The sequence below is a fragment of the Enterococcus sp. LJL51 genome (assembly GCF_049894025.1).
GTDB lineage: Bacteria > Bacillota > Bacilli > Lactobacillales > Enterococcaceae > Enterococcus_L.
Genome location: NZ_JBNEQE010000009.1, coordinates 110,980 through 121,778 on the forward strand (window position 1 = coordinate 110,980; position 10,799 = coordinate 121,778).

At 39.1% G+C, this 10,799-nt stretch carries 11 protein-coding genes; 7 read left to right on the forward strand and 4 right to left on the reverse strand.

Going from position 1 to position 10,799, the window contains the following annotated elements:
• Positions 1–9: 9 nt before the first annotated feature.
• The 3 genes from ACPWSO_RS10115 to ACPWSO_RS10125 form a co-directional block, all read right to left on the reverse strand.
• The gene (locus ACPWSO_RS10115) at positions 10–738 is read right to left on the reverse strand and encodes an amino acid ABC transporter permease (RefSeq protein WP_426082998.1); all 729 of its coding nucleotides are present in this window, start codon (positions 736–738) and stop codon (positions 10–12) included.
• Between the two features lie 46 nt (positions 739–784).
• On the reverse strand, positions 785–1,594 hold the full coding sequence (locus ACPWSO_RS10120) for a transporter substrate-binding domain-containing protein (RefSeq protein ID WP_426082999.1): 810 nt from the start codon (positions 1,592–1,594) through the stop codon (positions 785–787).
• A 97-nt stretch (positions 1,595–1,691) separates the two neighbouring features.
• A complete protein-coding gene (locus ACPWSO_RS10125) occupies positions 1,692–2,423 on the reverse strand; it encodes an amino acid ABC transporter ATP-binding protein (protein ID WP_426083001.1) in 732 nt (243 codons plus the stop codon).
• Positions 2,424–2,840: 417 nt separating this feature from the next.
• Here ACPWSO_RS10125 and racE point away from each other — a divergent pair, with 417 nt between their 5' ends.
• From racE to ACPWSO_RS10160, 7 genes are all read left to right on the forward strand, one after another.
• Positions 2,841–3,650, forward strand: coding sequence for a glutamate racemase (gene racE, locus ACPWSO_RS10130; protein WP_426083003.1), 810 nt, complete (start codon positions 2,841–2,843; stop codon positions 3,648–3,650).
• 4 nt (positions 3,651–3,654) lie between these two features.
• A complete protein-coding gene (rph, locus tag ACPWSO_RS10135) occupies positions 3,655–5,001 on the forward strand; it encodes a ribonuclease PH (RefSeq protein ID WP_426083004.1) in 1,347 nt (448 codons plus the stop codon).
• A gap of 18 nt (positions 5,002–5,019) precedes the next feature.
• Positions 5,020–5,535, forward strand: a complete 516-nt coding sequence (locus ACPWSO_RS10140; protein ID WP_426083006.1) for a metallophosphoesterase — start codon at positions 5,020–5,022, stop codon at positions 5,533–5,535.
• 476 nt (positions 5,536–6,011) lie between these two features.
• Positions 6,012–6,506 (forward strand): cyclic-di-AMP-binding protein CbpB, encoded by a 495-nt coding sequence (gene cbpB, locus ACPWSO_RS10145; RefSeq protein WP_426083008.1) that lies wholly within the window; start codon positions 6,012–6,014, stop codon positions 6,504–6,506.
• A 69-nt stretch (positions 6,507–6,575) separates the two neighbouring features.
• Entirely contained in the window at positions 6,576–7,277 is a 702-nt protein-coding gene (dapD, locus tag ACPWSO_RS10150; RefSeq protein ID WP_426083010.1) for a 2,3,4,5-tetrahydropyridine-2,6-dicarboxylate N-acetyltransferase, read from the forward strand.
• Between the two features lie 270 nt (positions 7,278–7,547).
• A complete protein-coding gene (locus ACPWSO_RS10155) occupies positions 7,548–8,675 on the forward strand; it encodes an N-acetyldiaminopimelate deacetylase (RefSeq protein WP_426083011.1) in 1,128 nt (375 codons plus the stop codon).
• A gap of 175 nt (positions 8,676–8,850) precedes the next feature.
• A complete protein-coding gene (locus ACPWSO_RS10160) occupies positions 8,851–10,173 on the forward strand; it encodes an LPXTG cell wall anchor domain-containing protein (protein ID WP_426083013.1) in 1,323 nt (440 codons plus the stop codon).
• 218 nt (positions 10,174–10,391) lie between these two features.
• Here ACPWSO_RS10160 and ACPWSO_RS10165 read toward each other — a convergent pair.
• Positions 10,392–10,799: transposase (locus tag ACPWSO_RS10165; protein ID WP_426083015.1), on the reverse strand; the 408-nt coding region annotated here is incomplete at its 5' end.

Here is a 10,799-nt window from a genome sequence, read left to right on the forward strand (position 1 = left end):
TGTCCCCTCCTATCTGCTGTATGCTTTCTTATTATTTTCTTCCAGTCTTCTTGCTAGTGTTGCTAATGGGAAGCAAAGAATAAAATAGAGAAGACCAGCAACTGCAAAGGCAGGAATATAATTCAGATTGACCGAGGACCAGCTATTAGCGGTAAACATGACATCTGCACCGGAAATAATAGCCACTGTCGACGTATTCTTAATCAAGTTAACTACCTGATTTGTTAAAGGAGGCAGCATAATTTTCCAAGCTTGAGGTAAGATAACATACCGCATCGCTTCGCTATATGAAAAGCCCTGCGAATAGGCTGCTTCGAACTGTCCTTTTGGAACGGCTCCGATACCAGAACGAACAACTTCTGAAATGTAGGCGCCGTGATAAAGTCCCACACAGAGAATAGCCGTAGTTGTGGCTGAAAAGGTGAAGACAGGATTACCGTTAATCATAATCATTGGCAAACCATAGTATACCACCACAAATTGAATCAGCAGTGGTGTGTTTTGAAAGAACTCAACATAGACGCGGGTGATTCCTTTCAACACTCGGCTGTTAGTTGCTGATAGGCTTCCGAAGAAAATCCCTAAAAACAAAGCCAAAGCGAGGGCGCCTAATGAAATTAAAATAGTATACAGGAAGGCGTCTGCAAACAAACGCCAATCTGTTAAAACAGCCTGCCAGCGATGAAGAGCAAATGGCCCTTCAGTCATCCATGAGGCGGTAGCTATAAAAGATGGCATATAATTTCCCTCCTACATCCATACAAAACGCTGGTGAAGTAGAAGCTTACTTCAGGTTCCATGCCTTGTAGATTTCTTCTAATGATCCGTCATCCTGCCATTTTGTAATCAAATCATTTAATTTATCATTTAGTTCAGTGTTGGATTTTTTCGTTGCGATACCGTATTCCTGCGGAGAAAAACCATCTGCTAAAATTTCTGTACTGTCATCAACATAACCAGACAGAATAGATTTATCAACAGAGAAAGCATCAATGCGTTTAGAAGTTAATGCTGTTTTCAGTTCGGGATAAGAACCTAGCTCTTGGAAGTTAAAAGAGACACCCAGCTTTTCACCTTCTGCAATAATCGCTTCTTTAGTTGTTGCAGATTGTGCTACACCAATTGTTTTACCGTCAAGGCTCGCTGTATCAGTTAATCCATCCGCTTTTCTGACTAAAAAGCCAACCTCGTCCTGATAGTAAGGTGTAGTGAAATTGTAGGTTTCTTTCCGTTCATCTGTAATCGTAAAAGTTGCAATAACCATATCAATTTCGCCATTATCCAATAACGGACCTCTCGTTTTTGCGGTTACTCCGACAAATTCGACATTATCTTCACTACCAGTTAGTTCTTTCGCAATTTTGCGTGCAATGTCAGGTTCCATTCCTTCATTTTTGTTTGTATCTGGGTTCATATAGCCAAAGTTAGGTACATCTTCTTTAATTCCAACTTTTATTACGCCGGCATCCTTAATTTTATCTAGCGCTGAAGCACCTGAGTTTGACGCAGCATCTTCACCGCCGCCGCAGGCTGTAACTAATCCCAGTAAAAGAAGAAGTGATAAGCCGCCCAGTATTTTTTTAGTTTTTTTCATAATAAACTACCTCCTAATTTTTTAACAATAAACTAATGTAAAGTGATTAAAAACTAATTTCTGTAAATTACTCCAATTACATTGAAAAGAGCAGCCTTTAGGAATTATGAATAATTTTACTCAAAAATTCTTTTGCCCGCTCATTCTGGGTGTTTGTAAAGAAGTGTTCTGGAGTGCCGGTTTCAACAATTTGTCCGTCATCCATAAAAATGACTTTATCTGCCACCTGACGGGCAAAGCCCATTTCGTGTGTAACACAAATCATCGTAATATTCTGTTTTGAAAGATCAACCATTACATCTAGAACTTCCTGAATCATTTCCGGATCAAGGGCAGAAGTTGGTTCATCAAATAAGATAACTTCAGGATGCATGTTTAGTACGCGGGCAATTGCCACACGCTGCTGCTGTCCCCCAGATAGCTGGGCAGGAAAGGCTTTTGCTTTATCCGCCAAACCAACACGCTCTAAATATTCCATCCCTGTTCTAGTGGCTTCTTCTTTACTGATGCCCTTAACTTTGATTGGCGCTAAGGTAAGATTGTCAATAATTGTTTTATGGGCATATAAATTGAAGTTCTGAAAGACCATAGCGACCTTTTGCCGAATTTCTTGAATAGGTGCTTTTGGTTCAGTTATGTCTGTACCGTTGATTAGGATATGTCCATCAGTTACTTTTTCCAGACGATTGATACAGCGGATTAATGTACTTTTTCCAGAGCCGGAAGGACCAATAATAACAATTTTTTCACCCTCTGCAACTGAAAAGGAAATATCCTTTAGCACATGATGGTCCCCAAAGTATTTGTTAACATGTTCTAATGAAATCATAAACGTTCTCCTTTATGTATAATAGTATCTATTCTGAGGTATGAAATGTGATGAAAAATAACGAAAAGAAAGAGAAGGAAGGAAAAATCAGAGGAGCATTTCATTCAGAATAGTTGCTTTGACTAGTCGGATACTGGCTATTTTAATGATAATTTAATAAAAACAGATTGTTTTCACTAATGTAAAAACATTTATACTTAAAAGTTAATGCTTTTATCATAATTCTTTTCTTTTGTTAATGTTAGAAATTATAACATAAGTTTTTAAGGAATACTAGTTTTTTTGTGAAAACTGAACGAAGAAAAATCTGCTTATAGTATGGTAGGATAAAATGAGAATAGAGGATTAATGCTTGAAAAAGTCTTTGAAAAAGTAGAGAATAAGGGTATTGAAAAAAATGATAAAGGTTTGATATAGATGAATAATGGAGCAATTGGATTTATTGATTCCGGTGTGGGCGGATTAACGGTTATGAAAGAGGCAATGAAACAGCTGCCGAATGAACGGTTGATTTATTTAGGTGATACAGCACGTTGTCCCTATGGTCCTCGTCCAGCAGAACAGGTGGTTCAGTTTACTTGGGAAATGACTTCTTTTCTATTGAAGAAAAATATTAAGATGCTGGTTATTGCCTGTAATACAGCAACAGCTGTTGCCTTGGAAGAAATAAAAGAAAAGCTGGATATACCTGTTGTAGGTGTGATACTTCCAGGATCAAGAGCTGCACTAAAAGCCACTAAAATCAATAAGGTTGGTGTAATAGGCACTGTAGGTACTATTAAGAGCGGTTCCTATAAGTTTACCATGCAGGGAAAAGTACCTGCTGTTCAAGTTACAAGTTTGGCTTGTCCAAAGTTTGTGCCGATTGTAGAAAGTAGTGAATATCACTCTTCTGTAGCAAAAAAAGTTGTGTCTGAAACACTAAGGCCACTAAAAAATAAAGGGTTGGATACATTAATATTAGGCTGTACTCATTATCCCTTACTGCGGCCCTTAATCCAAAATTTTATGGGCAGTCAAATGAAGCTGATTGATTCTGGAGCAGAAACAGTAAGTGAAGTCAGCGTGCTGTTGGATTACTTTAACTTATCCGCTGCACCTCAGTCCGTTCAGCCGCTAAATGAATTTTATACAACTGGTTCAGCAGCCATGTTTAAAAAGATTGCCAATGACTGGCTTGAACTGGAAACGATTGATGCATACCATGTAAAACTGGAGGAGAGATAGAAATATGATTAGACATGACGGAAGAAATGAACGCCAGCTGCGGAAAATAACGATTGAAACAAATGTCTTCAAACATCCTGAAGGCTCTGTACTTATTTCATTTGGCGATACAAAAGTGATTTGCTCGGCAACCGTTGAGGAGAAAGTTCCGCCCTTTTTGAGAGGACAAGGAACCGGCTGGGTGACTGCAGAATACAGCATGCTTCCTAGAGCAACAAATACTAGAAACATACGAGAAAGTGCGAAAGGTAAGCTCTCTGGAAGAACAATGGAAATTCAGCGGCTAATTGGCCGTTCGTTACGCTCTGTCATTCATTTGGAAGCGTTAGGCGAACGTAGTATTATTGTTGACTGTGATGTTGTTCAGGCGGACGGCGGTACGCGTACTGCAAGTATTACTGGTGCGTTTGTGGCTATGCGTTTAGCTGTAGATAAGCTGCTCCATACTGGTGTATTGGCGGAAGATCCAATCAAGGAGCACTTAGCTGCTGTCAGCGTAGGAATTCTACCAGATGGTCACTGTGTACTTGATTTAGATTATGAAGAAGATTTTTCAGCAAAAGTTGATATGAATTTAGTAATGACTGAATCAGGAGAATTTGTGGAGATTCAGGGAACAGGGGAAGAAGCAACTTTTTCTGGTGAAGAGCTGAACAGCATGCTCTTTTATGGAAAAACGGGAATCAGTGAACTAATAGGGGAGCAAAAAAATGTTTTGTTTCAATCTACTCAAGTAGAGAATACTGCAGATGAAAAAACAATTGTCATAGCGACTGCTAATCCAGGCAAAGCGGCAGAGTTTGAACGTTTGTTTGCTTCTAAAGGCTATGCTGTAAAAACACTACTGGATTATCCAGAGCTTCCTGATGTGGAAGAGACTGCCACAACCTTTGAAGAAAATGCCCGGCTAAAAGCAGAAACAATTGCTTCAATTTTACAACAACCAGTTTTGGCCGATGATTCTGGATTAATTGTAGATGCACTGCATGGGATGCCTGGGGTTTATTCTGCTCGTTTTGCTGGGGAGCCTAAGAGTGATGCCGCCAACAACGCCAAACTATTGCATGAAATGACAGAAATTCCTAAAGACAAACGAACAGCCCGTTTCCATTGTACACTGGTTTTTGCGGCTCCAGATAAAGAAAGTCTTGTGGTGGAAGAGGACTGGGAAGGGCAAATCGGTACGATTCCAAGAGGAAAAAATGGTTTTGGCTATGATCCACTGTTTTTTGTCCCTGAACAAGGAAAAACAGCTGCAGAGCTTCCTTCAGAAGTGAAAAATGAAATCAGTCATCGCGGGAAGGCTGTTGCCAAACTAAAAAATGAATGGGAAAGCTGGCTGAAGAACTAAACCGACAGGAGGAAATAGATGAAGTATTTAGTAGTAAGTGATAATCATGGTGACCGGGATATCTTAGTTCAGCTGGTCAACCGATATAAGGATGAAGTTGATGAAATGTTTCACTGTGGTGATTCTGAACTTGAAGCGTCAGATCATCTCTGGGATTATTTTACTGTGGTAGTAAAAGGGAACTGTGATTACGGTCCTGGATTTCCTGATACAGCTGTAAAAAATACAGGGCAAGACATCATTTTCATGACCCACGGACATCTTTCCAATGTTCGTTTTGGTCTGAATCAGCTGTCTTTACAGGCGGAAGAAGCTGGTGCAACAATTGCTTTGTTTGGTCATACACATGAAATCGGCTGTGAAATGAGACAGAACTGCTTGTTTTTAAATCCCGGTAGTATCCGTTTGCCAAGAGGACCGATTCAGATACAGTCCTACGCACTGATTGAAAGTACAGCAGATAACTTTGAGGTTCAGTATTATGACCGCAATTTTGAAGCTGTTTCAAAACTTCACTTTAAATTTAACAAATAATAAGAGAAATGCTAGTTCAAAAATGTTTTGCTTCAAGAAAAAGGCTGTACTGTATTGAAAATGTCCATGTGGAGTTATTTTTGTATAGTACGGCTTATTTCCGAATGAACAGCTTTGGGGCTTGTCTTTGCTTCGGATTTAGGTGTACTAAGAGGCGGGAATTTATTGTTTTCCCCTTTTTATAGTTAAACGACAGGACACTCAAAAATATAGTTTGGTATTTTACAGCTATCTAGAAAGCGCTTTAAAATAGTTTTTTACTACGATTTTATTATATTGTGGAGTAATTGTCTTTCCATCAGAACAGCAAATGAAGAGCCATAAGGAATGCAGATGTTTTCCCGTAAAAAAGTCAAGGGGAACTGAAATGTAAAATTTTTTAAACGAATGTGAAAAAACTGCGAATTTGAAGACATTCGACTTTCTTTTTTGTACAATGTAACTTGTAGGGTAAAAAACGAAATGGAGGCACTCCAATGATTGGAAATGCTGTTAAAGAATTATTACTTGAAAAAAAAGAAACATTTATGATACCAGCAGAGAATGTTGCAAATGTGATGTGCTTAAATCCGCTGAACCACGCGCTGCTTGTCTTATCACAGGTAAGGTATTCGAAGATTCCTGTATTAGACAAAGGAGATCGTTTCGTTGGATTGATTAGTTTAGCTGATGTAGTGGATAAGATGTTCGATTTAACTTCTGTCGATTTGGAAAAACTACAGGAATTTACTGTTGCAGATGTTATGGAAGTCGGTGTAGCTGTAATTGGCGAGAACTGGGATTTAGAAGATATCCTGCATTTACTGGTAGATTCTCCCTTCTTGCCGGTTGTTGACGACAATCAATGCTTTAAAGGAATCATTACTAGAAAAGAACTGCTGAAGGCTGTCAACCATATGGCACATGAATTGGAAAAGCATAATATCGTTTTGCCTAAAATGAATGAAGACGAGGAAGGTCAGGCAATCTAGTTGCTGCTGATTCACTTTTAGCTGCTTATTTGTTATGCTGTTTGTTAGAAACTGAAGGGAGTTAACGGGATGGATGCGTATGAAATTATTAGTTACATCGGGAATGCAGAAAAGAAAACACCAGTTAAAGTAACGCTAAAAGGGCGATTGAAGGAACTGATATATCCAACAGGTGTTAAAGCTTTTACAAATTGCAAAACAGGAACCTTGTTTGGAGACTGGTCGGTTATTCAGCCGTTTTTAGAAACGCATAAAGAAGTAATAGAAGATTATGTTGTTGAAAATGACAGCCGTAATTCCGCAATTCCTTTATTAGATACGAAAGAAATCAATGCACGAATTGAACCGGGAGCTATCATTCGAGATCAAGTAGAAATCGGCGATTATGCAGTAGTTATGATGGGGGCAATCATTAATATTGGTGCTGTGATTGGTGAAGGAACAATGATTGATATGGGTGCTATTCTTGGCGGACGGGCTACCGTTGGTAAAAACTGTCATATTGGGGCAGGCACGGTACTCGCTGGAGTGATTGAACCGCCTAGTGCAGAGCCAGTAGTTATTGAGGACAATGTATTGATTGGCGCAAATGCAGTCGTTTTAGAAGGAATTCGTGTCGGAGCAGGAGCAGTGGTCGCTGCGGGAGCGATTGTTGTAGATGACGTTGCTCCAAATACCGTTGTCGCTGGTGTGCCGGCGAGAAAGATTAAAGATATTGATGAAAAAACAAAAGGCAAGACGAATATGATGGATGAACTGCGAAAATTATAGACATTGAAGCTAGAGGGGGTGACCGAAGTGTTCTGTCTCAAGAAATGAAGCGGACTATATCGAAAATTGTTAAGAAGCACTGTGAAGGAATCGAGTAGCTGTTGATTGATGGCTAGCTGGTGTTTCTCCTATTTTCAGTGTAGTTCGCCTATTTCTGAGGAGACAACTTTTGGCACACTGTTTATTTGATTTTAGGGAGACAAGGGGATAAGAATGTCCTATTTGTCTATCAGGGATAACATTATAGTCGGTTAGAATGGAGAAAAGAACGTGATACAGGAACGGTTATGTGAGATTAGAAGAGCACTTCATCAAATTCCGGAAATTGGTCTTGAAGAATTTGAGACACAGCACTATCTATTGAAAGAGATTAACGCTGTTAAAACCTCGTATATGAAGATAAAAACCTGGCAGACAGGTACACTAGTTTTCGTTCAGGGCTATAATCCTGAAAAAACGATTGGCTGGCGTGCGGATATTGACGGCTTACCTATCACAGAAGAGGTCCTATCCGATTTTCGTTCAGTACATGAAGGGAAAATGCATGCCTGTGGTCATGATTTTCATATGACCATTGGTTTAGGCTTGATGGAAAAACTGTCTAGAGAACAGCCGAAGAATAACTATCTATTCCTATTTCAGCCAGCGGAAGAAAATGAAGCAGGAGGGATGCTGATGTATGAAGCAGGTGTCTTTGGCGACTGGCTTCCAGATGAATTCTATGCCTTACATGTGAATCCTGATTTACCAGTAGGAACAGTGGCAACCAGAAGCGGTACGCTTTTTGCCGCGACCTGTGAAGTTAGGCTTCATTTTAAGGGGAAAAGCGGCCATGCGGCATTTCCGAATGTAGCGAATGATATGATTATCGCAGCGACTAATTTTGTGCAGCAGGCGCAGACGATTATCAGTAGAAACGTTAACCCTGTGGAAGGCGGAGTTGTGACGTTCGGTACCTTTAACGCCGGAACAACGAATAACGTAATAGCAGGGGAAGCGAGAATCACTGGAACCATTCGCACATTGACTGATGAGAGCAATGCTTTGACTCAGCAAAGAATTAGAGAATTGGCAGTCGGCATCAGTCAGTCTTTCAATTGTGAAATAGATGTGATTCTTGATCAGAAAGGCTATTTACCAGTAATTAATAATCAGAAAACAACAGAAACGTTTGTTCAGTTTATGCAGAATGAGCAGGAGGTTGTAGTTGAAAAAGCTCCGGTTGCCATGACTGGTGAGGATTTCGGCTATCTGCTATCCAAAGTGCCTGGAACAATGTTTTGGCTAGGAGTGGAAAGCTTGTATGGCCTTCATTCTGAACGATTTGAGCCCAAAGAAGAAGCCCTGCCATTTGCTGTAGAACATGTTGGGAATTTTCTACAGTCATTAGATAAATGAGTAAAATGTTATAAAAAGAATAACCAGATATGCTTCTTAATGAAGTGTCTCTGGTCTTTTTTGTCTACAAATTGCTTAAATTGGCGGTTTATAATGTGATTTTGTAAAAAATCTGTTTCTTTCCGGAAATGTCTATGCTAAAATATATGTATCTTTGACATTAAGGAGAGAAAAAATGAAAAAAGTATTGTATTGTGTTGCGTTGGCAGCGTTATGTTGCCCAACGGTATTGAGTGCACAACAAGTTTTTGCTGAAGGAACACCTGCTTATGATGCAGCTTCCCGTGAAGCTGTACAAGAAGCGATTGAAAACTCGTTGACTGAACTCCCAGAAGGAACAACAGAAACAACCGAAAGCTCTGAGTTGACTGAGGGGACAGAAACAACAGAAGAGTCTTCTACAGAAGATGAAAGTTCAGAAGAAACAGAAACAACGACTGAAGAAACAACGGAGACAACAACTGAAGAAACAACAGAAGAGGCAGAGGTACCAGTTGAAACTGAAACGACAGAAGAAGCTGTATTGCCGGAAGTTGTTGAAGAGCTGGCAGCTGAAGAAGTTGCAACTCAAAAAGTTGCAGCAGTAACAATGAAAATTAATTTTATCCACAATGGAAGTTTGATTCATGTGGAAGAAATTGTAGGTTTTGATGGAGAGCCTTGGAATATGTCTGCACCAAAAGGATATGTTGTTTCGTCAATTTCAGATATACGTATTACTTCAAATAATTCTGCAGTTAGTGGTTCGGTACAAGGTTATTTGTCATCAGATTTGACTGTACTAACTGTAGAATTATCTCTTCCAACTGATACAAGTGTTGTCTTTAATTATGTTGATGATCAAAATTATATCATTACTGGAGGTTATCCGGTACCATATATTACTGGAACTCCTGGAGAAAAGTATACATTTAATCCACCGGAAATTAGAGGATATATTTATGAGGGCGGACCTATAACTGGTATCTTCGGTAATTCTGGAACAGAATTATTCCATGTAAAATATACTAGATTGGAATACGATTTGAATATTGTATGTGTGGACGAAAATGGTAATCAGTTTTATTCTGAGACACACAGAAAAAAATGGGATGATCATATTTGGATTAATCCCCAAATTTTCTCTGATAGAGAATTAATTGGTTTTGACGATTTGTTGGATATAGAAGGTAATCCTATTACAGCGAATGATTTTCCTTATTTATATACGTTTATTATAGGGGGAGAAACACTTGTATTTAGATATAAAACATTGTCTACTATAGAAGAATTGCCTGGTATAAATAATGTTGTTCCTCCTGCGACTATAGTTCAACCTGTTGTTCATAATAATCTCGCTCCAGAGCAGGTCATTCTGCCGCTAACGAATACAACTACTAAAACAGAAAACCAACTACCTGCAACAGGTGAAGAGTCGAGTGCTGTGGCATTGATTGTTGGAACCTCAATGGCTGCTTACGCTGGTTTCTTGTTGTTAAGGAAAAAAGAAACTGAATAAAACAGCTAAAAAACGGCTCTTTGTCAACTAATGTTGGTGAAGAGAAATCTTAGAATTTTTGAAGATCAAGAGGAAACATTTCTCTTGGTCTTTTTTAGTTTACAATTAAAGCGTTGCCGTGGCGAATCATAATTAAACGGCTCTTTGTCAACTAATGTTGGTGAAGAGAAATCTTAGAATTTTTGAAGATCAAGAGGAAACATTTCTCTTGGTCTTTTTTAGTTTACAATTAAAGCGTTGCCGTGGCGAATCATAATTCGCAGTTTGAAATTGTAAAAGCTACGGAAGCCATACGCATTCCTTTTTAAAACTTTGATATGGTTGTTTAAACATTCCAGCGGTCCATTGGAGTAGGTGTGTTGAAGAGCATTTTTGATTTGTGGAAGAAACTTTTTAAATGTCTCCAAGGTGGTTCGATAACTTTCTGGAAGTGTCGGATCAAAAGCAAGCAGTTCTTCAAAGTATTTTTGATCGCGTTTCTTAACTGCATAAAGCAAATCTTGGTATAGTTGGTAACCCGTTTGTAGTTCAGGCGAAACGTGAAGTAAGCGATCTACAATCTCTGTTTCTGTTAAACAGTTTTTAAAACCAGGACGCCAAAGGCGCTTTTCATCGTTCAATCTGCT